Below are 23431 nucleotides of genomic sequence, written 5' to 3' on the forward strand. Positions count from 1 at the left end.
ATTCCTCGTGCGACACCGTTCCTTGCTCATCATCACGACCGCGGTCACTGCGGGAGCACTCACCCTCAGCGCCTGTGGATCGCGCGACAAGAGCGACAGTGACAGCGGCGGCGACAACAACAAGAAGACCACCGTCGTCATCGGTGTCGACGCCCCGCTGACCGGCTCACTGTCCGCCCTCGGCCAGGGCATCAAGAACTCGGTCGACCTCGCCACCAAGGTGGCCAACAAGAACAACGAGGTGCCCGGGGTCACCTTCAAGATCAAGGCCTTTGACGACCAGGCCGTCCCGTCCTCCGGGAAGCAGAACGCCACCTCGATGGTCGACGACGACGAGATCGTCGCCATGGTCGGCCCGCTGAACTCCGGCGTCTCCCAGTCCATGCAGGGCGTGTTCGCCAAGGCCGACCTGGCGCAGATATCCCCCGCCAACACCAACCCGGAACTCAGCCAGGGCCCCGACTGGGCTTCGGGCAAGAAGGTCCGCCCCTTCAAGACCTACTTCCGCACCGCCACCACCGACGTCATCCAGGGCCGCTTCGCCGCGCAGTACTACTACAAGGACGCCAAGAAGCGGAAGGTCTTCGTCGTCGACGACAAGCAGACCTACGGCGCCGGCCTCGCCAAGATCTTCTCCCAGGAGTTCGAGCGCCTGGGCGGCAAGGTCGTCGGCACCGACCACCTGACCGTCAAGGAGACCGACTTCTCCGGCATCGCCGGCAAGGTCAAGTCCTCCGGCGCCGACTCCGTCTACTTCGGCGGCCAGTACCCCGAGGGCGGCCTCCTGTCCGACCAGGTCAAGCAGGCCGGGGCCGACGTCCCGATCATGGGCGGCGACGGAATCTACGACCCCGCCTTCATCAAGGCCTCCGGCACCAGCAACGACGGTGACCTGGCCACCTCCGTCGGCTACCCCGTCGAGAAGCTGCCCTCCGCCAAGAACTTCGTCAAGGAGTACTCGGCCCAGGGCTACAAGGACCCCTACGCGGCCTACGGCGGCTACTCCTACGACGCCGGCTGGGCGATCGTCCAGGCCGTCAAGGCCGTGGTCCAGGACAACGACGGCAAGCTGCCCGACGACGCCCGCGCCAAGATCACCGAGGCCCTGGCCAAGGTCTCCTTCGACGGCGTGACCGGCAAGGTCTCCTTCGACGAGTACGGCGACACCACCAACAAGCAGCTCACCGTCTACAAGGTCACCAAGGGGGTCTGGAAGGACGCGGTCAGCAGGACCTTCAAGGACTGACCCCGCGGGACCGCCCCGCCCATCGACCCCCAGCCGCGCGGAGGCGCAACAGCGCCCCCGCGCGGTGTCATATCCGACACGCTCATCGGAGGCCCTGCGGTGCACGAACTGCCGCAAACGCTGGTCAACGGCCTGACCCTTGGCGCCCTCTACGGCCTGATCGCCATCGGGTACACCATGGTCTACGGCATCGTCCAGCTCATCAACTTCGCCCACGGCGAGATCTTCATGGTCGGGGGCTTCGGCGCCCTCACCATCTACCTCTGGCTGCCCAGCGGCACCGCGCTCTCCCTGGCCCTGCCCCTCATGCTCGTCGGCGGCGTCATCGCCTCGGTGGGCATCGCCACGGCCGCCGAGCGCTTCGCGTACCGGCCACTGCGCGGAGGACCCAGGCTCGCGCCCCTGATCACCGCGATCGGCCTGTCCATCGCGCTCCAGCAGGCCGTCTGGGCCTTCTACCCGGATGCCGACCAGCCGCGCAGCTTCCCCCAGTTCGAGGGCAAGTCCCTGGAGATCCTCAGCAATCTGCACATCCAGCGCGGCGATGTCTTCCTCCTCATAGCCGCCCCCCTGTGCATGCTCGCCCTGGGCCTGTTCGTCTCCAAGAGCCGTGCCGGACGCGCCATGCAGGCCACCGCGCAGGACCCGGACACCGCCAAGCTGATGGGCATCAACACCGACCGCATCATCGTGATGGCCTTCGCCATCGGCGGCGCCTTCGCCGCCGTCGCCGCGCTCGCACACGGGCTGAAGTACGGACAGATCAGCTTCGAGATGGGCTTCATCGCCGGCCTCAAGGCCTTCACCGCCGCCGTGCTCGGCGGCATCGGCAACATCTACGGCGCCATGCTCGGCGGAGTCGTCCTCGGCATCGTCGAAGCCCTGGCCATCAAGTACATCCAGGACATCCCGGGCATGGAACAGCTCGGCGGTGGCGCCTGGAAGGACGTCTGGGCCTTCACCCTGCTCATCGTCGTCCTGCTGGTCAGGCCACAGGGCCTGCTCGGCGAACGCGTCGCGGACCGGGCGTGAGGAGGGACCACACATGACCACCGACACCAGCAAGACCACGGGCGAGAACGCCCCCACCGGCGGGCGCCCCACCATGCTGCGCGCGATCACCGCCGCCGGCGGCCTCGCCTCCGTCGCCTCCACCTTCCTCGCCTGGACCTGGACCTCCGAGTTCCCCGGCGACCTCACCTTCAACGGCTACCCCGGCGGCCTCCAGCTCCTCACCCTGGTGCTGGGCCTGCTCACCACCCTCTTCGCGCTCTCCGCCATGGACGTGCGCGGGCTCGGCTGGCTCACCCCCGCCGGCTCCACCCAGGCCCTGCGGCTCATGGCCCTGGGCACCTTCGCCACCACCTGGTTCACCGTCATCGCCATCGCCGTCGACCTCGGCGGCCTGGCCAACTGGGAACCCGGCGCCTGGGTCGCCGCCATCGCCGGCCTGATCCCCGCCGTCGCGGCCTTCCTGCTCCCGAACGACGCCCGCCCGCTCAAGCGCCCGGCAAAGCTGCCGTCCTGGGCCGAGATCCTCATCATCGCCGCCGTCTTCGCGATCGGGCTCTACGTCGTCAACTACGGCATCCAGACCGACGCGGACGACCCCGAGCCGTTCCTCGGCTACCTGATCGCCACCGGGTTCGCCGCCGCCGCCCTCTTCAAGGCCGGGGTGGTCACCCGCCTGAGCGCGCTCACCGCGAAGTATCGTTCCGTCACCCTCATCGCGGCCCTGGTGACCGCCGTGGCCTTCCCGTTCACCCAGAACAAGGCCAGCTACACCGAACTCGGCGTCAACATCCTCGTCTTCGCCACCGTCGCCCTGGGCCTCAACATCGTCGTCGGCCTGGCCGGCCTCCTCGACCTCGGCTACGTCGCCTTCCTCGGCGTCGGCGCCTACACCGCCGCCCTGGTCTCCGGAGCCGGATCCTCCACCCTCGACATCCACCTCCCCTTCTGGGCGGCGGTCATCGCGGGCGCCGTCGTCTCCCTGATCTTCGGCGTCCTCATCGGCGCACCCACCCTGCGGCTACGCGGCGACTACCTCGCCATCGTGACCCTCGGCTTCGGAGAGATCTTCCGCATCGCCGTCCTCAACCTGGACGGCACCTCCGGCCCATCCGTCACCAACGGCCCCAACGGCATCCCCAACATCCCGCCGCTGGAGATCTTCGGCTTCAACTTCGGGGAAGACCACACCGTCCTCGGCCACACGCTCGACACCAACGCCAACTACTTCCTGCTGATGCTGCTGGTGACGATCGTCGTCGTGCTGGTCTTCAGCCGCGCCGGCAACTCCCGCATCGGCCGGGCCTGGGTCGCCATCCGCGAGGACGAGACCGCCGCCACCGCCATGGGCATCAACGGCTTCCGCGTCAAGCTCATCGCCTTCGCCCTCGGCGCCACCCTCGCCGGCGTGGCCGGCACCGTCTGGGCGCATGTCCAGTCCACCGTCGTGCCCGAGCAGTACGTCTTCGCCGGACCCGTACCCCCCAACTCCACCTTCTTGCTCGCCGCCGTCATCCTCGGCGGCATGGGGACCATCGGCGGCCCGCTCCTCGGCGCCACGCTCCTGTTCCTGATCCCCAAGAAGCTGGAGTTCCTCCAGGACTACCAGCTCCTCGCCTTCGGCATCGCGCTCATCCTCCTGATGCGCTTCCGCCCCGAAGGGATCATCCCCAACCGGCGTCAGCAGCTCGAGTACCACGAGACCGGCCAGCTCGACGTCCCCGACCAGCCCCAGCTCTCCGGCAACGCCGTCGGCGTGACCAAGGCGGAGGCGTAACAGAGATGACGACCACCACCTCTCCCGTGCTCAACGCCAACGGCGTCACCATGCGCTTCGGCGGACTGACCGCCGTACGCTCCGTCGACCTCACCGTCAACTCCGGCGAGATCGTCGGCCTCATCGGCCCCAACGGCGCCGGCAAGACCACCTTCTTCAACTGCCTCACCGGGCTGTACGTCCCCACCGAGGGCAGCGTCTCCTACAAAGGCACCGTCCTGCCGCCCAAGCCCCACCTCGTCACCCAGGCCGGCGTCGCCCGCACCTTCCAGAACATCCGGCTCTTCGCCAACATGACCGTCCTGGAAAACGTCCTCGTCGGCCGCCACACCCGCACCAAAGAGGGCCTGTGGTCCGCCCTCCTGCGCGGCCCCGGCTTCAAACGCGCCGAAGCCGCCTCCAAGGAACGCGCCATGGAACTGCTCGAGTTCACCGGGCTCGCCCACAAGGCCGACCACCTCTCCCGCAACCTCCCCTACGGCGAACAGCGCAAGCTGGAAATCGCCCGCGCCCTCGCCAGCGACCCCGGCCTGCTCCTCCTCGACGAGCCCACCGCCGGCATGAACCCCCAGGAGACCCGCGCCACCGAAGAACTCGTCTTCGCCATCCGCGACCAGGGCACCGCCGTCCTCGTCATCGAGCACGACATGCGCTTCATCTTCAACCTCTGCGACCGCGTCGCCGTGCTCGTCCAAGGCCAGAAACTCATCGAGGGCACCCCCGACGTCGTCCAGAGCGACGAGCGCGTCATCGCCGCCTACATCGGCACCCCCTTCGAAGGCGCGCCCGGCCAGGAGGAGGCCGCCGAAGTCGAGGCCGCCGAGGCACAGCAGGGCACCAGGCCGAGCGGGGCCCCCAAGAGCACCACAGCACGTACGGAGGACGGACAGTGACCGCACTGCTCGAGGTCGAGGACCTGCGCGTCGCCTACGGCAAGATCGAGGCCGTCAAAGGCATCTCCTTCACCGTCGAGGCCGGCCAGGTCGTCACCCTCATCGGCACCAACGGCGCGGGCAAGACCACCACCCTGCGCACCCTCTCCGGCCTGCTGCAACCGCTCGGCGGCTCCATCCGCTTCGACGGCAAGCCCCTGAACGGCATCCCCGCCCACAAGATCGTCGCCCTCGGCCTCGCCCACTCCCCCGAGGGCCGGCACATCTTCCCGCGCCTGACCATCGCCGAGAACCTCCAACTCGGCGCCTTCCTGCGCAAGGACGCCGCCGGCATCGCCCAGGACATCCAGAAGGCCTACGACCTCTTCCCCATCCTCGGCGAGCGCCGCGCCCAGGCCGCGGGCACCCTCTCCGGCGGCGAACAGCAGATGCTCGCCATGGGCCGCGCCCTGATGTCCCGCCCCAAACTGCTCATGCTCGACGAGCCCTCCATGGGCCTCTCGCCGATCATGATGCAGAAGATCATGCAGACGATCGCCGAACTGAAGGCCCAGGGCACCACGATCCTGCTCGTGGAACAGAACGCCCAGGCCGCCCTCTCCCTGGCCGACCAGGGCCATGTGATGGAGATCGGCAACATCGTGCTGTCCGGCACGGGCGCGGAACTGCTGCACGACGAGTCCGTGCGAAAGGCCTACCTCGGCGAGGACTGACACCCCCCCCGCCCCGCCCCCGCGCACCCGCGCACCGAGGGCCTGCCCGCACCGCGACGGTACGGGCAGGCCCTCACCCCATCTCCGACTCGGGCACTACTGCTGCTTCTTCTCCTCGGCGTCCTCGATGACCGCCTCGGCCACCTGCTGCATGGACATCCGGCGATCCATCGAGGTCTTCTGGATCCAGCGGAACGCGGCGGGCTCGGTCAGCCCGTACTGCGTCTGCAGAATGCTCTTCGCGCGGTCGACGAGCTTGCGGGTCTCCAGCCGCTGGGCGAGGTCGGCGATCTCCTTCTCCAGCGTCTTCAGCTCCGTGAACCGGGAGACGGCCATCTCGATGGCCGGGACCACGTCGCTCTTGCTGAACGGCTTCACGAGATACGCCATCGCCCCCGCGTCCCGCGCCCGCTCGACGAGCTCGCGCTGCGAGAAGGCGGTGAGCATCAGGACCGGGGCGATACGGTCGGCCGCGATCCGCTCGGCGGCGGAGATGCCGTCGAGGACCGGCATCTTCACATCGAGAATCACCAGGTCGGGGCGGTGCTCCTGAGCGAGCGCGACGGCCGTCTCCCCATCGCCCGCCTCGCCGACGACGGAGTACCCCTCCTCCTCGAGCATCTCCTTGAGATCGAGGCGGATGAGCGCCTCGTCCTCGGCGATGACCACGCGGGTGGTGTGCGGGGGGACGTGCGACTGCGCGTCGGGGGCGTCGGTGGTGCTCACGTGGCTCCTCGGTCATGGCAGGTCCTGCTCTCTTGAGCCTACCTAGCGGCGAGCAGTGAGCCGCACAGGGTACGCTGAGCGAGCGCAACCAGCCCGGTTGGTGGAACAGGCGAGACACGCGGCGCTCAAACCGCCGTGCCCTTTGGGGCGTGTGGGTTCGAATCCCACACCGGGCACCGAGCAGTCAAAGCGGACGTGCACATTCTCGTGAACCTTAGCCGTTCAACCTCGAGACCGAACTCTTGTGCCAAAGAGTTAGTGCATGCATACGCACAGCACTGAGGTGCGGCAGAAGGCAATCGCTTTGCTCCGCTCCGGGGTCAAGAACGCGGACGTCGCCCGGCGTCTCGGTGTACCAACGGGGACTGTCGGTTACTGGCTCCATCTCGATCGCGCGAAGCAAGGTGCGCTCCCAGGAAGATCCCCTCGGCCGTGTCCCCGCTGCGACGGCCGCCGGCTCGACGAAGCCGCCTACGCCTATCTGCTCGGCTTGTATCTGGGCGACGGGCACATCATCCAATACTCCGCACACCGCGCCCCCAGCCTCATGATCAGTTGTGGCGATGCCTGGCCGGGGATCATGGACGCGTGCCATGAAGCGATGCAGGCGGTCTTCCCGGACAACTCGGTCTGCCGAGTACGCAGGCCCGGCTGCCATAACGTCAAGGTCTACTCCAAGCACCTCTGGTGCGTCTTTCCTCAGCACGGCGCGGGCAAGAAGCACGAGCGACGCATCACCCTCGAACCATGGCAGCAGCGCATCGTGGACAGGCAGCCATGGGAATTCCTACGCGGGCTGTTCCACTCCGATGGTTGCCGCATCATCAACTGGACTGTGCGGAAGGTCGCCGGGGAATCGAAGCGCTACGAATATCCCCGGTACTTCTTCGCCAACAAGTCCGACGACATCCGCAAGCTGTGCACCGACACCCTCACGAAGGTGGGCGTCGAGTGGTCCACCCTCGCCCGAGGAAGCGATCCGTTCAACATATCCGTCGCCAAGCGCGCCTCCGTCGCCCTCATGGACGCCCACATCGGGCCGAAGTACTGAGCCCCCCGCACCGCTCCGCACTCCGGCCCGGACCAGGGCCAGAACCGCTACCGCAAGTCGCCGCCCTCGCCGATGCGGTGCACGCGCACCAGGTTCGTGGAGCCCGAGACGCCGGGCGGGGAGCCGGCGGTGATGATGACGAGGTCGCCCTTGCGGCAGCGGCCGATGCGGAGGAGTTCCTCGTCGACCTGGGCCACCATCTCGTCCGTGGAGTCGACCATGGGGCCGAGGAAGGTCTCCACGCCCCAGGTGAGGTTGAGCTGGGAGCGGGTGGAGGGCTCGGGGGTGAAGGCGAGGAGGGGGATGGGTGAGCGGTAGCGGGAGAGGCGGCGGACGGTGTCGCCGCTCTGGGTGAAGGCGACGAGGAACTTCGCGCCGAGGAAGTCGCCCATCTCGGCGGCGGCGCGGGCGACCGCGCCGCCCTGGGTGCGGGGCTTGTTGCGCTCCGTGAGCGGGGGGAGGCCCTTGGCGAGGATGTCCTCTTCGGCCGCCGCGACGATGCGGCCCATGGTCTTGACCGTCTCGATCGGGTACTTGCCGACGCTGGTCTCGCCGGAGAGCATCACCGCGTCCGTGCCGTCGATGACCGCGTTGGCGACGTCGGAGGCCTCGGCGCGGGTGGGACGGGAGTTCTCGATCATGGAGTCGAGCATCTGGGTCGCGACGATGACCGGCTTCGCGTTCCGCTTGGCGAGCTTGATCGCGCGCTTCTGGACCAGCGGCACCTGCTCCAGCGGCATCTCGACGCCGAGGTCGCCGCGCGCGACCATGATCCCGTCGAAGGCGTCGACGATCCCTTCCAGGTCCTGGACCGCCTGCGGCTTCTCGATCTTGGCGATGACGGGGAGCCGGACGCCCTCCTCCCGCATGACGCGGTGCACGTCCACGACGTCCTTGCCGTTGCGGACGAAGGAGAGGGCGATGATGTCGGCGCCGGTGCGCAGCGCCCAGCGGAGGTCCTCGATGTCCTTGTCGGAGAGTGCCGGGACGGAGACGGCGACTCCGGGGAGGTTGAGGCCCTTGTGGTCGGAGACCATGCCGCCCTCGATGACCATGGTGTGCACGCGGGGGCCTTCGACGTCCACTACTTCAAGGGTGACCCGGCCGTCGTCGACGAGGATGCGCTCGCCCCGGCTGACGTCGGTGGCCAGGCCCTTGTAGGTGGTGCCGCAGCGCAGGCGGTCGCCCTCGATGGGTTCGACGGTGATGGTGAACTCGTCGCCGCGTTCAAGGAGTACGGGGCCTTCGCGGAAGCGGCCGAGACGAATCTTCGGGCCTTGAAGGTCGGCGAGGATGCCGACGCTGCGACCGGTTTCGAGCGAGGCCTTCCGGACTCGCCGGTAACGCTCCTCGTGCTCGGCGTAGGTGCCGTGGCTGAGGTTGAAGCGGGCCACGTCCATTCCGGCTTCGACGAGCGCCTTGATCTGCTCGTACGAGTCGGTTGCGGGTCCCAAAGTACAGACGATTTTTGCTCGGCGCATGCGGCGAGCCTATGACTTACCGGCGGGTAAAGAACCGGGAACCTGCCACTCCTCCATGGCCTTTGGGTGTCCGCTCGTCGACAACTAATGAAACGTGCAGGGCGGTGCTCCGATGAGCGGTTTCCGGGCGGTTTCACAGCTGCGGAGGGGACATCGTAAAGCGGGCGTTGACCTGGGCGTACACGGTCTGGCGCTGGGGTTCGAGGTCCAGGGCGGGGGCGGCTTGGGGGGCGGCGCCGTAGCCGGCCGCGCTGCGCGCCCCGGCGAGGGCGACCGGGTAGGGCTGCTCGGTGCTCTCCGCGTCGAGGTCGGCGAGCTCGACGAGGGCGACGAGCCGGGCGCCGAGCGCGCCCGCGTACTCGCGGGCGCGCTGGACGGCTTCGCGTACGGCCTGGCGGCGCGCCTCGCCGTGGGCGGGTGAGTCGGGGCGGAGGGCCCACCAGGGGCCGTTGACCTGGGTGAGTTCCAGGTCGGCGAGGCGGGTGGTGAGTTCGCCGAGGGCGGTGAAGTCGGCGATGGTGACGGAGAGGTGGACCCGGCCGTGGTAGGCGTGGACGCGCTCGTGGCGGCCCTTGGCGGTGAGTTGCGGGGTGATGGCGAAGGCGCCGGTCTCCAGCTTCTCGACCGCCTGTCCGTAGGACTTCACCAGCTCGATGACCTGGCCGTTGCGGCGGGTGAGGTCTTCGAGGGCGGTGCGGCGGTCGCTGCCGCGCGCGCTGACGGTGATGCCGAGGCGGGCGATCTCGGGGTCGAATTCGAGGTGGGCCTCGCCGCGGACCGCGACGCGCGGGGCTTCGGGGGTGCCGTAGGGCAGGGCGGTCGTGGGCTGCGGGGAGGCCTGGTCCATGGGGTGGGCTCCTGGGTCGGTGGGTGGTGGCGTCGGTGGTGGTGGCAGGAGAGCGTAGGGGGTGGGGAGGACGCTCGTCAGGCGGGCGTCTGGACGCGGCCTTGCGCGGGGCGGGTCCGGTGCAGGGAGAGGGCGATGTCCACGAGGGGGACCCGGGGCAGTTCCGCGACGCGGTCGAGTGGGATCCAGGCGGCCTGGTCGGTGGAGCCGTTGGTCTCGTGGCGCAGCTGTCCGCCGGTGACGTGGGCGGTGTAGATGACGCGGAGCCCGTGGAAGTCGGCGTCGCGGCCGCGGCGGCGGGTGTAGCGGTGGTGGACGGAGTCGATGCCCAGCAGTTGGTCTATCTCGACGGTGTAGCCGGTTTCCTCTTCGACTTCGCGGATGGCGGCGTCGTAGGGGTCTTCGCCGTGTTGGATGCCGCCGCCGGGCATGGTCCATTGTTTGCCGTCGGGGCCGACCCATCGGGCGAGGAGGATGTTGCCGTCCTGGATGCAGACGGCGTATGCGGCGACTCTGAGTTGTCTGTTGGCCATCACCCAAGCATGGCCTGGGTGTCGGGTGATCGAAAGCTGTCGCGCTGCTCGGGGAGGTGGCCGCCGGGGGTGGTGGGGCCACCGGGGGTGGTGGGGGTCAGGCCGAAGGTGGTGAAGGCGGTGCGTGCGGGGAGGGTGTAGGTGGGCCGGGGGGTGAGTGAGTTGAGGATGACGGCGGAGCGCCAGGCGGCGAGGCCGAGGTCGGGGGCGCCGACGCCGTGGGCGTGGCGTTCGGCGTTCTGGACGTAGATGGGGCCCTTGACGAGGGGGTCGAGGACGATGCGGTGGTGTTCGTCGATGCGGGGGCGTTCGCGGTGGTCGCGGCGGATGTAGGGGTCGAGGGCGGCGATGAGGGTCTCGATGCGTCGTTCGCGGTAGCCGGTGGCGAGGACGACGGCTTCGGTGGTGTGGCGGCTGCGGGTGCCTTGTTGGTGGTGTTCGAGGTGGAGTTCGAGGCGGGCGGTGGCGATGCGGCCGGCGGTGCGGACGGTGACGCCGGGGGTGAGGACGGCGTCGGGCCAGCGGCCGTGTCGGGTGCGGCGGTAGAGCTCGTCGTGGATGGCCGTCATGGTGTCGTGGGCGATGCCCTTGTAGAGCTGCCATTGGCGGGGCAGGAGTTGGTCGCGTACGCACTCGGGCAGGGCGTGGAAGTAGCGGGCGTAGTCGGGGGTGAAGTGTTCGAGGCCGAGTTTGCTGTATTCCATGGGGGCGAAGGCGGGGGTGCGGGTGAGCCAGTGGAGTCCTTCGGCGCCCGGGGGCCGGTTGCGGAGGAGGTCGAGGAAGACTTCGGCGCCGGACTGGCCGGAGCCGACGACGGTGATGTGGCCCGCGGTCAGGAGCCGGTCGCGGTGTTGGAGGTAGTCGGCGGAGTGGATGACGGGTACGCCGGGGGTGTCGACGAGGGGGCACAGGGGTGGGGGGACGTGGGGTTCGGTGCCGACGCCGAGGACGAGGGCGCGGGCGTAGCTGCGGCCCATGTGCCGGGCTTCGCCGGTGGGGTCGAGTTCGGTGTAGTCGATCTCGAAGAGCAGGTGGTCGTGGTTCCAGCGGATGGCGTCGATCTGGTGGTTGAAGTGGAGGCCGGGGAGTTGGCGGCTGACCCAGCGGCAGTAGGCGTCGTATTCGGTTCGTTCGATGTGGAAGCGCTCGGCGATGTAGAAGGGGAAGAGCCGGTCGTGGATTTTGAGGTAGTTGAGGAAGCTCCAGGGGCTGGTGGGGTCGGCGAGGGTGACGAGGTCGGCGAGGTAGGGGACTTGGATGGTGGCGCCGTCGATGAGGAGCCCGGGGTGCCAGTGGAAGGTGGGGCGCTGTTCGTAGAAGGCGGTGCGGAGGTGGGGGATGCGGTGGGCGAGGGCGGCCAGGGAGAGGTTGAGTGGGCCGATGCCGATGCCGGCGAGGTCCAGGGGGTGGTCGGGTGGGGCGGCGGCGGGGGTGGGGGGCTGGGTGGTGCTCATGGGGGCTGCCTTCGACGGTTCGACCGGCGTCCGGGGGCGCTGGGCTGGGTGTGCGGGGTGGGTGTGCCGGGGGGTGGGTGTGCGGGGGTGGAGGCGGGGTCCCGGGGCTGTCCGGGCCATGGTCTGTGCCAGGGTCCGGGCCACGGCTTTTCGCGCGTGGCGGCACGGCGATGACGGCTCAGGAGTGAGGGCGGCTCACGGGTGAGGACGGCTTAAAAGTACTTCGCGGGAGGGCGGTTCGGTGGGGGGTGGGCGTGGGTCCACTCGTACGTGGTAATGGTGGGCGGGGTGAGGGGCGTACGGTGGGGGCCGCGCGCCCCTGTTCGGGGGGCAGGTTTTCGGCCGCCGGGGCCCGTGTCGGGTCGGGCGTGGCAGGCGTCGGGAGCCCGGCGTGATCCGGGGGGCGCGCCTAGGATGCCCGGGACCGGTGGGACGAGTGGGCGGGGGCGGGCATGGATGAGCAGCCGGAGGACGGTGGCCTGGCCGAGGAGCTGATCGCTTCGGTGATGGCCGCCTCACGGCTGCTGGTGGCGATTTCGGCGCGTGCGCTGGCGTCGATCGACGAGACGCTGACGCTGACGCAGCTGCGGGCCCTGATGGTGCTGGACGGGTGCGGGCCGGTGAAGTTGGCGGAGCTGGCGGCGGGGTTGGGCGTGAATCCGTCCACCGCGCTGCGGACGGTGGCCCGGCTGGAGTCGCGGGGGCTGGTGGATCGGCAGGTCAATCCGGACAGCCGCCGGGAGGTGGTGCTGCGGTTGACGGACGGGGGCGCGGAGTTGGTGGCGCGGGTTCTGGAGTACCGGCGGGGGGAGATCGCGGTGTTGGTGGGGCGGTTGCCCGCGGCCGAGCGGGCGGGGCTCGCGCGGGGGCTGCGGGCGTTGGGCGCGGTCGCCGACGAGCCCGACCTGCGGGGGGCCGGGCTGTCGGGGTCGGGTCCGGCGCGGTTCAGCGATGTGCTCGCCGCCGCTTCCGGAGAGGTGCGTCCGCGTCGTCGGGCCCGGTGAGGGCGGGGTGGCGGTAGGGGCGGGCGGGGGTTCGGGAGCGGTAGACGACGTAGGGCCTGGCGAGGTAGCCGAGGGGTGCGGTGAAGGCGTGCACGAGCCGGCTGAAGGGCCAGAGGGCGAACAGCGCCATGCCGAGGAGGGCGTGGAGCCGGTAGACGAGGGGCGCGTGGGCCATGGCGGGGACGTCGGGGTCGAGGGCGAACAGGCTGCGGAACCAGACGGACACGCCCTGCCGGTAGTCGTAGGCGTGGGCGCTCGCGCCGGTGGCGGTGAGTCCGGCCAGCAGGACGGCGGCGAGTACGGGGTAGACGGCCCGGTCGCTGCGGCTGGTGGCGGCGCGTACGGCGGGGACCTTGAGGCGCCGGTAGAGCAGCAGGGCGAGGCCGGCGGCGGTGGCGAGGCCGGCGGTGCCGCCGACGAGCAGGGCGTTGGCGTGGTAGAGCCCTTCGGTGACGTGCAGTCGCTCGGTGAGTGATTCGGGGACGACGAGCCCGACGACGTGGCCCGCGGCGACGAACAGCAGTCCGAAGTGGAAGAGCGGGCCGCCGATGCTCAGCAGGCGGCTTTCGTGGAGTTGGCTGGAGCGGGTGGTGAAGCCGAAGCGGTCGTAGTGGTAGCGCCAGGCGGTGCCCGCGGTGAAGAGGGCGAGGACGAGGTAGGGCAGCACGCCCCACAGGGCGATGTTCAGGTGGTTCATCGGCCGGTTCCTCCCGGTAGGTGGCCGGCGTGCCGGGGGGTGGCGGAGAAGGGGGCCAGGCCGACGGCTTCGGCGGGTGGTCCGCTTCGGGCGAGTGCGAGGGCGGTGGCGCGGTCGGCGGGTGAGGCGCCCGGCAGGGTGTCGCAGACGGCGAGCAGGACGTCGGCGTAGGGGCTGTGGTGGTCGGCGAGGGCCATTCTGAGGAGTTCGATGGCGGGGCGGTGTTCGTTCAGCAGCTCGGTGCCGGGGCCGGGGCAGCGGGCGGCGAATTCGAGTGCCAGGGGCAGGTGGTCGGGGAGTTCGTCCTCGGGGGGTTCCCAGCCGTGGGCGCGGTAGCGGGCCTTCCAGTCGGCGAGGGAGCCGCCGCGGCGCCGGGTGTCGCCGTCGGTGTAGTAGGTGAGGTGCAGGGTGCGTCGCCGGCTGCGGTCGAAGGTGACGACGTAGCGGGCGGCGAGGTCGAGGACGGGGGTGTCCTGGACGGCGGCGCAGAAGCGCAGGAGTGGTGTGGTGCCGGGGCCGGTGAGTTCGGTGAAGGCTTCCCGGACGAGGGTCAGGCGGTCGGGCCACCGCTGGTCGGGGTAGCCGAGGAGGAGGGCCGCGGCCTGGTGTACGGCGGGGGTGGCGGGGTTCACTCGGTGGCCTCTCCGCGCTGCGGGAACAGTCCGCTGGGGCGCCCTCGGCCGTTCCAGTTGAGCAGGTTGAACCGGCCGGCGAGCCCCGTTCCGGCCCCGCTTCCGGTTCCGGCGGGGGTGGGCACGGGTGGGGCGTGGAAGGCGTCGGTGTCCGGGAGGGCGCCGGGCATCATGCCGGGCAGTCCGTCGCCGTCGAGGCTGCAGCCGTCGTTCATCCCCTCGTGGCCGGCGCCCGCGGCGTAGCCGGTGGGGATGACGTACCGCTCCTCGTATTTGGCGAGGGCCAGCAGGCGGTACATGGATTCGATGGTGTCCTGGTCCATGTCGACGGCGTGGGCGATGGCGGGGTCGCGTTCCTCGCCGAGGTTGATCCGGCGCATGTGGGAGCGCATGGCGGCCAGTCGGCACAGGGCGGCTTCGACCGGTTCCGGGTCGCCGGCGGTGAAGAGTTCGGCGAGGTAGGAGACGGGGATGCGGAGGGCGTCGATGGCGCCGAAGAGGTTGGCGGGGTCCTCGCCGTCGTGGCCGGTGGTGGTGAGGGCGTCCACGACGGGGGAGAGCGGGGGGATGTACCAGACCATGGGCATGGTGCGGTATTCGGGGTGCAGGGGGAGGGCGACCTTGTAGCGGGAGATGAGGGCGTGGACCGGGGAGCGGCGGGCGGCCTCGATCCAGTCGTGGGGGATGCCGGAGGCTTCGGCGGCGCGGGCCACGTCCGGGTCGTGGGGGTCGAGGAAGCAGCGGAGTTGCGCCTCGTAGAGGTCTTTCTCGTCGGGGACGGCGGCGGCTTCGCCGACCTTGTCGGGGTCGTAGAGGAGCACGCCGAGGTAGCGGAGCCGGCCGACGCAGGTCTCGGAGCAGACGGTGGGCTCTCCGGCTTCGATCCGCGGGTAGCAGAAGGTGCACTTCTCGGCTTTGCCGCTGCGGTGGTTGAAGTAGACCTTCTTGTACGGGCAGCCGCTGACGCACATGCGCCAGCCGCGGCAGCGGTCCTGGTCGACGAGGACGATGCCGTCCTCGACCCGTTTGTAGAGGGCGCCGGAGGGGCAGACGGCGACGCAGGACGGGTTGAGGCAGTGTTCGCAGATCCGCGGCAGGTAGAACAGATAAGCCTGCTCGTACTCCAGGCGGACCTTTTCGGTCATCTTGGCGAGGACGGGGTCGCCGGCGAGGTGTTCGGGGCCGCCGCCGAGGTCGTCGTCCCAGTTGGGGCCCCAGGTGATGGCGGTGGGGCGGCCGTCGATGAGGGAGCGGGGCGGGGCGGTGGGCAGGTCTTCGCCGAGGGGGGCGGTGGTGAGGTTGTCGTAGTCGTAGGTCCAGGGCTGGTAGTAGTCGTCGAGGGAGGGGAGTTCGGGGTTGGCGAAGAGGCGGGCGAGGCGGCGGGCGCGGCCGCCGGCGCGGGGCACGAGGCGGCCGCCCTTGAGTCGCCAGCCGCCCTGCCACTTGTCCTGGTCCTCGTAGCCGCGGGGGTAGCCCTGGCCGGGGCGGGTCTCGACGTTGTTGAACCAGACGTATTCGGTGCCGGAGCGGTTGGTCCAGGTCTGTTTGCAGGTGACCGAGCAGGTGTGGCAGCCGATGCACTTGTCGAGGTTCATGACCATGGCGACCTGGGCCATCACCCGGGGCCCGGTCTGCTGGCGGCGGGGCATGTCAGTACTCCACGTTCTGGGACCGGCGCCGGATGACGGTGAGGGCATCGCGCTGGTTGCCGGTGGGTCCGTAGTAGTTGGGGGCGAAGGAGAGCTGGGCGTAGCCGCCGATGAGGTGGGTGGGTTTGATGAGCAGCTTGGTGAGGGCGTTGTGGGTGCCGCCGCGGCCGCCGGTGGCCTCGGACTTGGGCACGTTCACCAGCCGTTCCTGCACGTGGTACATGAACACCGTGCCTTGGGGCATGCGGTGGGAGACCACGGCTCGGGCGACGACGACGCCGTTGGCGTTGACGGCTTCGATCCAGTCGTTGTCGGCCACTTCGATGGCCTCGGCGTCCTCCACGCCGATCCAGATGACGGGGCCGCCGCGGGCCAGCGTCTGCATGATCAGGTTTTCCTGGTACTCGGAGTGGATGGACCACTTGGAGTGCGGCGTGATGTAGCGGACGGTGACCGAGCGGCCGGTGTCGGCGGTGCCGGGGGGCGGGGCTTCACCGAGGGCGGCCATGTCCAGCGGGGGCCGGTAGACGGGCAGTTGTTCGCCGAGTTCGGCCATCCAGTCGTGGTCGAGGTAGAAGTGCTGGCGGCCGGTGAGGGTGTGCCAGGGCTTGCGGTGTTCGGTGTTGATGGTGAAGGGCGCGTACCGGCGGTCCACGGCCTCCTTGCCGGACCATTCGAAGCTGGCGCCGACCTGGACGGGGCGGGTCTGGGTGTCGGAGAAGGCGACGCGGCGCTCGGCGACCGAGTGGCCGAGTTCGGTGAGGCCGGAGTCGGCGCCGCAGCGTTCGGCGAGTTGCCGGAATCCTTCGGCGGCGAGGCGCCCGTTGGTGGTGCCGGAGAGGGCGAGGATGGCTTCGCACATCTTGGTGTCGGTGTCCAGCAGGGGCCGTCCCCTGGCGGCTCCCGAGGTGGCGGTGGAACAGCGGTCGGCCAGCCAGCCGGCTTCGGGGGTGGGGTCGACGCTGACGCCCTTGACCCGCATGCCCTGGCGTTCGGCGAGCGGGCCGAAGGCCGCGAGCTGGTCGGCGACGGCGGTGTAGTCGCGTTCGACGAGGGCGAAGTCGGGGAGGTTGCGGCCGGGTACGGCTTGGGTGCGGCCCTCGCGCCAGTCGGGTGCGGTGCCGCCGGGCTGGGCGGTCTCGCCGGGGGTGTCGTGCATGAGGGCGCAGGCCACCAGGTCGTGGGCGACGTCCAGGCGTCCGGCGGCGAGTTCGCTGAGTTTGCGGGCGAGGCCGTGGAAGATCTCGAAGTCGGTGCGGGCCTGCCAGGGCGGGATGATCGCCGGGGTGAAGGCGTGCACGTAGGGGTGCATGTCGGTGGACGACAGGTCGTGCTTCTCGTACCAGGTGGCGGCGGGGAGGACGAGGTCGGCGAAGAGGGTGGTGGAGGTCATCCGGAAGTCGAGCGCCATCAGCAGGTCGAGCTTGCCGCGGGGGGCCTCGGCGCGCCAGGTGACGTCGGTCGGGCGGTTGTCTGGGGGTGCCTCCTCGGCGGTGGCGTTGTCGCGGGCGCCGAGCAGGTGGCGCAGGAAGTACTCGTTTCCCTTGGCGGAGGAGCCGATGAGGTTGGCCCGCCAGACGGTGAGCACGCGGGGCCAGTTCTGTGGCGCGTCGGGGTCCTCGCAGGCGAAGTCGAGTGCGCCGTCGGCGAGTTGTCCGGCGATCCACTCCCCCGCCGGCTGTCCGCTCTCCTTGGCCCGGCGGCCGAGGTCGAGGGGGTTGGCGGAGAAGGTGGGGTAGGAGGGCATCCAGCCGAGCCGCATGGACTGGGCGACCAGGTCGGCGGTGTGCCGGCCGGTGAACAGGCCGCGGGCGGTGGGGGACGCCAGGGCGTCGGCGCCGTACCGCTCGTAGCGCCACTGGTCGGTGTGCAGGTACCAGTACGGGGTGCCGGCCATCTGCCGGGAGGGGCGCACCCAGTCGGCGGCGGTGGCGAGCTGCTGCCAGCCGGTGAAGGGGCGCACCTTCTCCTGGCCGACGTAGTGGGCCCAGCCTCCGCCGTTGACGCCCTGGCAGCCGGTGAGGAGCAGCAGGGTGAGGAAGGAGCGGTAGATGGTGTCGGAGTGGAACCAGTGGTTGGTGCCGGCGCCCATCACGATCATGCAGCGGCCGCGGCTCTTCTCGGCGGTGTGCGCGAATTCCCGGGCGGCGCGGATGACGGCCGCGGCCGGGACGGAGGTGATGGCCTCCTGCCAGGCGGGGGTGGAGGGCACGGAGGCGTCGTCGTAGCCGGTGGGCCACTGTCCGGTGAGGCCGGGGCGGCCGACCGCGTACTGGGCCAGGAGGAGGTCGAAGACGGTGGTGACGAGCCGGCCGCCGATCCGCCGGGCGGGGACGGCGCGGCGGACGGTGGCGCCGGGTTCGTCGAAGCGGGGCAGTTCGACGTCGATGGTCCGGGCGCCGGTGGTGCGGTGGAAGGTGAGGCGGGGGGTGATGCCGGCCAGGTCGAGGTTCCAGCGGCCCTCGCCGCTCTTGCTCCAGCGGTCGCCGAGGGTGCCGCCGGGGACGACGGGGCGGTCGGTGTCCGCGTCGTGGAGCACCGGCATCCAGCGCTGGGCCGCCTCGTCGGCGTGGGCGGCCAGGTCCGGGTGGGTGGCGCGCAGGTCGGCCGCGGTGAGGAACTTGCCGGGGGTGTGGCCGCCGGGGGTCCCGTCCCGTTCGACGAGTTCGACGAGGAAGGGCAGGTCGGTGAAGCGGCTGACGTAGTCGGTGAAGTAGGGGACCTGCCGCTTCGTGAAGAACTCCGTGAGGATGACGTGTCCCATCGCCATGGCGACGGCGCCGTCGGTGCCGGGGTGGGGGTGCAGCCATTCGTCGGCGAACTTGGTGGCGTCCGAGTAGTCCGGGGAGACCACCACCACCTTCTGTCCCCGGTAGCGGGCCTCGGCCATCCAGTGGGCGTCGGGGGTGCGGGTGACCGGCACGTTCGATCCCCACAGCATCAGGTAGGCGGCGTCCCACCAGTCGCCCGACTCGGGTACGTCGGTCTGGTCGCCGAACACCTGGGGGGAGGCGATGGGCAGGTCGGCGTACCAGTCGTAGAAGGAGATCATCGGGGCGCCGATCAGCGACATGAAGCGGGCGCCGACGGCGTGGGAGGCCATGGACATGGCGGGGATCGGGGAGAAGCCGGCGATCCGGTCGGGGCCGTAGGCCTTCAGGGTGTGCACATGCGCGGCCGCCGCGATCTCGAGCGCCTCCTCCCAGCCGATGCGGACCAGCCCGCCCTTGCCGCGGGCGGACTGGTAGCGGTGGCGCTTGGCGGGGTCGCCGGTGATCTCCGCCCAGGCGGCGACCGGGTCGCCGAGCCGCGCCTTGGCCTCGCGGTAGAGCTCGACGAGCACGCCTCGGGCGTGGGGGTAGCGCACCCGGGTGGGCGAGTAGGTGTACCAGGAGAAGGAGGCGCCGCGCGGGCAGCCCCGGGGCTCGTACTCGGGCCGGTCGGGGCCGACCGAGGGGTAGTCGGTCTGCTGGGTCTCCCAGGTGATCAGCCCGTCCTTGACGTACACCTTCCACGAGCAGGAGCCGGTGCAGTTCACGCCGTGGGTGGAGCGCACCACCTTGTCGTGGGCCCAGCGCTCCCGGTACGGGGAGTCCTCCACGGCCTGGTCGGTCCGGTAGACGGCCCGCAGGTCCGGGGTGGTGGCGGTGCGGCGCAGGGCCGCCCCGGCCCGTAGCAGGCGTTCGGTCACCGCTGACGCGGCGGCCTCGGCCTGCGATCGTGTGGTGCGACGCGCCACGGAGCTACTCCTTGGGATGGGGCCGGGGCCCGCGCCGTCTCCCCGGCAGCGGGCGTGACCGGCTTCGGTTCGCGCCACAGCATCACTCGCGTCTCAGCCACACAGCCTGCCTGCTTTCGGCCATTTAGCATCACCTGAAACTGTTTTTTCTTGCACTTTGCAATGCTTGCCTCAGGCGTACGTCCTGCCCGGGAGGCAAAAAGTTAACGGAAGTTGACGGGGCCTCAAACCTGCCTGGCCCGGGGGTGCGAGCCGGCTTCCCTCACGACGCGGAGGGCGCCTGACGACGGGCCTTGCCTTTTCTTGACCTCTTTTTCTGACCGGATCCCCGGCCTGGGGCACCCCCCGGCAGCCGGGGGAGCAACGCGCCGAGCGCGGCCAGCGTCCATGCCCCAGAGGCACCCCACGCCATCGCGTGCCCCACGGACACCAGGCGGTGCTGCCCCTCGGTGGTGCCGAGGACGGCCGAGGACATGGCGTACATGCCCAGCGGGAAGACGATCGTCCACCAGGTCGGCTCATAGGCGAGCGGCACCCGGTGCACTCCGTGCCGCCAGATCCCGGCGGCCAGCAGCACCGGTACCAGAAGGGTTATCCAGCCCCACATCGCCAGCAGGAAATCGGCCACGGCGCCGCCCGTGGGCGCGGGGTCGAGCCCCTGGGGGACGAGCCGGGCGCCGGCCAGCAGGCTGATGGCGCAGGCGCCCATGGTGACCCAGTACGGCGGGGTCAGCTCCCGCGGCCGCAGGCCGACGGACACCACCCGGCCCGCCACCGCCGCGGCCACCGCCACGTACAGCGCCACCCCCAGCACCCAGCCGGCCACCTTCGCCGCCAGGGCCCGGTGGGGCTCCAGCGCGCCGCCTGCCAGCACCAACGACTGCAGGCCCACCACGCACAGGAACCAGCTGCCGTCCACGTGCCGCAGCACTCCCCCGACCCCGAGGCCGCGCACCACGCGCGCCGCGCACCACATCAGGGCCAGCCATACGGGCAGCGCCACGGCCAGCAGGACCGCCGCCACCGGCCGCCCCGGCCCGGCCGCCAGCCGGGTGGCGAGGACGTCGGATCCCGCCACGAAGGTGAAGAAGCCGAACACCTTCGCCGGCTCCCGCAGCTCCCGCGCCACGTCCCGCCGATGTCTCGCCAGCCGCCGCGCCCAGCCCGCCAGGAGCAGTCCGTACAGCGCCACGGCCACCGCGAGCAGCCCGTCGGACAGCCGTCGCGCGCCCGCCGCCCCGACGGCCTGGGAGACGATCCCGGTCGCCATCACCGGCGCGAATCCGCCGGGCCGCAGCTCCGGCTCCACCCGCACACACTTCGTCCACATCACGCCAGCAGGCTGCCACCGGCCAGGCGGGCCGACGCCGTGCCTCGGCGGCGCTGACGCCGGACGGGGGTGTGTTCGGCCAACGGCACCCCATGATTTCGCCACGCCGTCTTGGTAATCGCTTGGCGCCGGGCAGAGACATCCAATACCCGGCGGGCCGCCGCCCGGCCCCGTCCGGGCCGGGCGGGTCGAAGCCCTGTCGCGAACGGCGCCGCGAACAGGTGAACACCCCCGTCGCAAGGGGCCGGAAGGCCCTTGCGACGCCCTCCGGGAGGTCTCCGGGGCCCTCTGGGGAGGCTCCGGGGAGCCTTCCGGGGCCCGCCGGGAGCCTTCCGGGCGGGGCCGGCGGGGGCCGAACGGGCCGGGGGCAGGCTCGTTCGCCCCCGCTCGGACCTCGTACGGGCCCCCGCCGGCCCCGCCCGGGCGCCGCGCGGGCCTCGTACGGACCCCCGCTCGGACCTCGTGCGGGCCCCTCGCGGTCCTCGTGCGGGCCCCGCGCGGGGCTTGCGGGCACGGGGCCTCGTACGGACCCCCGCTCGGACCTCGCTCGGGCCTCGTACGGACCCCCGCTCGGACCTCGCTCGGGCCTCGTACGGACCCCCGCTCGGACCTCGCTCGGGCCTCGTACGGGCCCCCGCTCGGACCTCGCTCGGGCCTCGTACGGACCCCCGCTCGGACCTCGCTCGGGCCTCGTACGGGCCCCCGCTCGGACCTCGCGCGGTGCCCGCCTGGGCCTCGCGCGGGCACCCGCGCAGGGCTTGCGGGCACCGGCGCGGGCCGGCCGGCTACGCCTCGGCCCGCTGCGCCCCCTGGGCCGCTTCGGCCTCCGTGGCCTTCTCGGCCCCCTCGGCCTTCTCGGCCCCCTCGGCCTTCTCGGTCCCTTCGGCCTCCTTGGCCTCCTCGGCCTCTTGCGCTTCTCGCACCCGCAGCGCCCGGCGCAGGTCGTCGATCTGGTCGGCGAGGCGGCGGTGCAGCGCCGGGGACGGGGCGGCGGACGGGTCGTCGGCGCTCAGGCACTCCTCCCCCAGCCGCAGGGTCGTCGCGTCCACCGTGGTCGGGAAGCCCCAGCGGGCGACCGCGTCGGCGATGGCGGGGCCGCGGCGGGTGGCCACGGCGACGGCGGCCGGGAAGTAGGCGGGGACGTACTCGGCGAGCAGGCCGTGCTGCTCGGGCTGCCAGAAGCCCCCGGCCGTGGCGGTGACGAGGTAGTTGGACAGCTCGGGGCCGCCGTCGGTGGCGAAGAGCGCGGCCCAGGCGGCGCGCTTGGCGTCGGCGTCGGGGAGGGCGGCGCGGCAGCGGGCGGCGCCCTCCTGGCCGGTGGCGCTGGAGTCCCGGGCGAGTTCGGCGTCGATGTCGTCGGGGGTGGCGGCGCCGAGGACGGCGAGCCGCCCGAGGATCTGCCAGCGCAGCTCGGGGTCGAGGGCCGGGCCGCCGGGCACGGTGTCCCCGTCGAGCCAGTCGCGCAGCTCGGCGGCCGAGGTGGCGCTGTCGACGAAGGTGCGTACGGCGGCGAGCCGCAGGCCGGGGCCGGAGCCGTCCTCGGTGCGGCGCAGCAGGTCGCGGCAGGTGGCGGTGATGGTGGCGAGGGCGGCGGCGCGCCGGTGGGCGGGGAGGTAGCGGTCGGCGATCTGGGTGCGGGCGAAGGCCAGGACGCCCTGGACGATGGCTATGTCGGTCTCGTGCGGGAGGTGGGCGCGGGCGGCGTCGAGATAGGCACCGGGTGCCAGTTCGCCGTCGCGCACCATGTCGCGGGCGGCGTTCCAGACGAGGGCGCGGCCGACGGCGTCGGGGAGGCCGGACAGGGAGCGTACGACGGTCTTCCAGGAGCCGGGGTCGAGCCGGATCTTGGCGTAGGTGAGGTCGCCGTCGTTGAGGAGCAGCAGGTCGGGGCGGGGGCCGGTGAAGGAGAGGGTCAGGGTCGGGCCGTCGCCGCCCGGGGTCCCGTCCGGCGCGTCGCCGGGCGCGCCGTTCAGCTCGGCCTCGACGCGGTCGCGCAGCACCAGCTTGTGGGGGGCGGCGGGCTCGTGGTCGTACAGGCCGATGGCGATGCGGTGCGGGCGGGTCGTGCCGGTGTCGTGGCTGCCCCGGTGGTGGATCTCGGCGGTCCACTGGCCGCCGTTGGCGGTGATCGTCGGGGTGAGGGTGTCCACGCCGGTGGTGCGCAGCCAGCGGTCGGCCCAGGTGTGCACGTCGCGGCCGGACGCCTCGGCGAGGGAGTCGATGAAGTCGGCGAGGGTGGCGTTGCCGAAGCGGTGGCGGGCGAAGTGGGTGTTGATGCCGGCGAGGAAGTCCTTCTGGCCGAGCCAGGCGACGAGCTGGCGCAGCGCGGAGGCGCCCTTGGCGTAGGAGATGCCGTCGAAGTTGAGGCGGGCGGCGCCGGTGTCGGGGACCTGCTCGGGCTCGGGGGCCACGGAGTGGGTGGAGGGGCGCTGGTCGGCGTCGTAGCCCCAGTTCTTGCGGCGGACGCCGAAGTCGGCCCAGGTGTCGGTGTAGCGGGTGGTCTCGGTGAGGGTCTGGTAGCCCATGTACTCGGCGAAGGACTCGTTGAGCCAGATGTCGTCCCACCACTTCATGGTGACCAGGTCGCCGAACCACATGTGGGCCATCTCGTGGGCGATGACCATGGCGCGGGTCTGCCGTTCGGCGTC

General features: G+C 71.1%; 18 protein-coding genes and 1 tRNA gene. 8 read left to right on the forward strand and 11 right to left on the reverse strand.

Annotation, left to right across the window (positions count from 1 at the left end; all coding sequences use genetic code 11):
- Positions 1-7: 7 nt before the first annotated feature.
- From BBH68_RS02030 to BBH68_RS02050, 5 genes are all read left to right on the forward strand, one after another.
- Entirely contained in the window at positions 8-1246 is a 1239-nt protein-coding gene (locus tag BBH68_RS02030; protein WP_065958477.1) for a branched-chain amino acid ABC transporter substrate-binding protein, read from the forward strand.
- 99 nt (positions 1247-1345) lie between these two features.
- Positions 1346-2278, forward strand: a complete 933-nt coding sequence (locus BBH68_RS02035) for a branched-chain amino acid ABC transporter permease (protein WP_065958478.1) — start codon at positions 1346-1348, stop codon at positions 2276-2278.
- Positions 2279-2291: 13 nt separating this feature from the next.
- Positions 2292-4034 carry a branched-chain amino acid ABC transporter permease gene (locus tag BBH68_RS02040; protein ID WP_065958479.1) on the forward strand — a complete coding sequence of 581 codons (1743 nt, stop codon included), beginning with the start codon at positions 2292-2294 and terminating at the stop codon, positions 4032-4034.
- A 5-nt stretch (positions 4035-4039) separates the two neighbouring features.
- Entirely contained in the window at positions 4040-4927 is an 888-nt protein-coding gene (locus tag BBH68_RS02045) for an ABC transporter ATP-binding protein (RefSeq protein ID WP_065958480.1), read from the forward strand.
- Positions 4924-5640, forward strand: a complete 717-nt coding sequence (locus BBH68_RS02050) for an ABC transporter ATP-binding protein (protein ID WP_065958481.1) — start codon at positions 4924-4926, stop codon at positions 5638-5640. The genes BBH68_RS02045 and BBH68_RS02050 overlap by 4 nt, the downstream gene beginning before the upstream one ends.
- A gap of 96 nt (positions 5641-5736) precedes the next feature.
- On the opposite strand, the gene BBH68_RS02055 is transcribed toward BBH68_RS02050, so the two are convergent.
- Positions 5737-6366: an ANTAR domain-containing response regulator gene (locus BBH68_RS02055; protein WP_065958482.1), complete on the reverse strand. Its 630-nt coding sequence runs from the start codon at positions 6364-6366 to the stop codon at positions 5737-5739.
- Between the two features lie 91 nt (positions 6367-6457).
- On the opposite strand from BBH68_RS02055, the gene BBH68_RS02060 reads away from it, so the two are divergent.
- Both BBH68_RS02060 and BBH68_RS02065 read left to right on the forward strand, forming a co-directional pair.
- Positions 6458-6542, forward strand: a tRNA-Leu gene (locus BBH68_RS02060).
- An 86-nt stretch (positions 6543-6628) separates the two neighbouring features.
- Complete coding sequence (locus BBH68_RS02065; protein WP_065958483.1) at positions 6629-7417, forward strand: helix-turn-helix domain-containing protein; 789 nt, start codon at positions 6629-6631, stop codon at positions 7415-7417.
- A gap of 47 nt (positions 7418-7464) precedes the next feature.
- Here the strand turns inward: BBH68_RS02065 and pyk are convergent, their stop codons facing one another.
- From pyk to BBH68_RS02085, 4 genes are all read right to left on the reverse strand, one after another.
- Positions 7465-8898 (reverse strand): pyruvate kinase, encoded by a 1434-nt coding sequence (gene pyk, locus BBH68_RS02070; RefSeq protein ID WP_065958484.1) that lies wholly within the window; start codon positions 8896-8898, stop codon positions 7465-7467.
- A gap of 133 nt (positions 8899-9031) precedes the next feature.
- The gene (locus BBH68_RS02075) at positions 9032-9745 is read right to left on the reverse strand and encodes an SIMPL domain-containing protein (protein ID WP_065958485.1); all 714 of its coding nucleotides are present in this window, start codon (positions 9743-9745) and stop codon (positions 9032-9034) included.
- Between the two features lie 77 nt (positions 9746-9822).
- Positions 9823-10278, reverse strand: a complete 456-nt coding sequence (locus BBH68_RS02080) for an NUDIX domain-containing protein (protein ID WP_065958486.1) — start codon at positions 10276-10278, stop codon at positions 9823-9825.
- Positions 10278-11732 (reverse strand): lysine N(6)-hydroxylase/L-ornithine N(5)-oxygenase family protein, encoded by a 1455-nt coding sequence (locus tag BBH68_RS02085; RefSeq protein ID WP_065958487.1) that lies wholly within the window; start codon positions 11730-11732, stop codon positions 10278-10280. Before BBH68_RS02085 ends, BBH68_RS02080 begins: the two co-directional genes overlap by 1 nt.
- A gap of 452 nt (positions 11733-12184) precedes the next feature.
- On the opposite strand from BBH68_RS02085, the gene BBH68_RS02090 reads away from it, so the two are divergent.
- The gene (locus BBH68_RS02090) at positions 12185-12736 is read left to right on the forward strand and encodes a MarR family winged helix-turn-helix transcriptional regulator (RefSeq protein WP_065958488.1); all 552 of its coding nucleotides are present in this window, start codon (positions 12185-12187) and stop codon (positions 12734-12736) included.
- Here BBH68_RS02090 and narI read toward each other — a convergent pair.
- The 6 genes from narI to pepN all read right to left on the reverse strand — a co-directional run.
- Positions 12678-13433, reverse strand: coding sequence for a respiratory nitrate reductase subunit gamma (narI, locus tag BBH68_RS02095; protein ID WP_065958489.1), 756 nt, complete (start codon positions 13431-13433; stop codon positions 12678-12680). The genes BBH68_RS02090 and narI overlap by 59 nt on opposite strands.
- Positions 13430-14065: a nitrate reductase molybdenum cofactor assembly chaperone gene (gene narJ, locus BBH68_RS02100; RefSeq protein ID WP_065958490.1), complete on the reverse strand. Its 636-nt coding sequence runs from the start codon at positions 14063-14065 to the stop codon at positions 13430-13432. The genes narI and narJ overlap by 4 nt, the downstream gene beginning before the upstream one ends.
- On the reverse strand, positions 14062-15714 hold the full coding sequence (gene narH / locus BBH68_RS02105; protein WP_065958491.1) for a nitrate reductase subunit beta: 1653 nt from the start codon (positions 15712-15714) through the stop codon (positions 14062-14064). Before narH ends, narJ begins: the two co-directional genes overlap by 4 nt.
- 1 nt (position 15715) lies before the next feature.
- A complete protein-coding gene (locus BBH68_RS02110) occupies positions 15716-19453 on the reverse strand; it encodes a nitrate reductase subunit alpha (RefSeq protein WP_245737852.1) in 3738 nt (1245 codons plus the stop codon).
- A 262-nt stretch (positions 19454-19715) separates the two neighbouring features.
- Entirely contained in the window at positions 19716-20783 is a 1068-nt protein-coding gene (locus tag BBH68_RS02115) for a tellurite resistance/C4-dicarboxylate transporter family protein (protein WP_079150741.1), read from the reverse strand.
- A 785-nt stretch (positions 20784-21568) separates the two neighbouring features.
- Positions 21569-23431 (reverse strand): aminopeptidase N (gene pepN / locus BBH68_RS02120; protein ID WP_079150745.1); only part of this gene is annotated, 1863 nt, incomplete at its 5' end.

The sequence above is a fragment of the Streptomyces sparsogenes genome (assembly GCF_001704635.1).
In the GTDB taxonomy this organism is placed as follows: Bacteria; Actinomycetota; Actinomycetes; order Streptomycetales; family Streptomycetaceae; genus Streptomyces; species Streptomyces sparsogenes.

What these genes read in the sequence shown, in the direction of transcription:
- BBH68_RS02040 (WP_065958479.1), top strand. Translation starts at nt 2,292, where the DNA reads ATGACCACCGACACCAGCAAGACCACGGGCGAGAACGCCCCCACCGGC.
- BBH68_RS02045 (WP_065958480.1), top strand. Translation starts at nt 4,040, where the DNA reads ATGACGACCACCACCTCTCCCGTGCTCAACGCCAACGGCGTCACCATG.
- BBH68_RS02065 (WP_065958483.1), top strand. Translation starts at nt 6,629, where the DNA reads ATGCATACGCACAGCACTGAGGTGCGGCAGAAGGCAATCGCTTTGCTC.
- pyk (WP_065958484.1), bottom strand. Translation starts at nt 8,898, where the DNA reads ATGCGCCGAGCAAAAATCGTCTGTACTTTGGGACCCGCAACCGACTCG.
- BBH68_RS02075 (WP_065958485.1), bottom strand. Translation starts at nt 9,745, where the DNA reads ATGGACCAGGCCTCCCCGCAGCCCACGACCGCCCTGCCCTACGGCACC.
- BBH68_RS02080 (WP_065958486.1), bottom strand. Translation starts at nt 10,278, where the DNA reads ATGGCCAACAGACAACTCAGAGTCGCCGCATACGCCGTCTGCATCCAG.
- BBH68_RS02085 (WP_065958487.1), bottom strand. Translation starts at nt 11,732, where the DNA reads ATGAGCACCACCCAGCCCCCCACCCCCGCCGCCGCCCCACCCGACCAC.
- BBH68_RS02090 (WP_065958488.1), top strand. Translation starts at nt 12,185, where the DNA reads ATGGATGAGCAGCCGGAGGACGGTGGCCTGGCCGAGGAGCTGATCGCT.
- narI (WP_065958489.1), bottom strand. Translation starts at nt 13,433, where the DNA reads ATGAACCACCTGAACATCGCCCTGTGGGGCGTGCTGCCCTACCTCGTC.
- narH (WP_065958491.1), bottom strand. Translation starts at nt 15,714, where the DNA reads ATGCCCCGCCGCCAGCAGACCGGGCCCCGGGTGATGGCCCAGGTCGCC.
- BBH68_RS02115 (WP_079150741.1), bottom strand. Translation starts at nt 20,783, where the DNA reads ATGTGGACGAAGTGTGTGCGGGTGGAGCCGGAGCTGCGGCCCGGCGGA.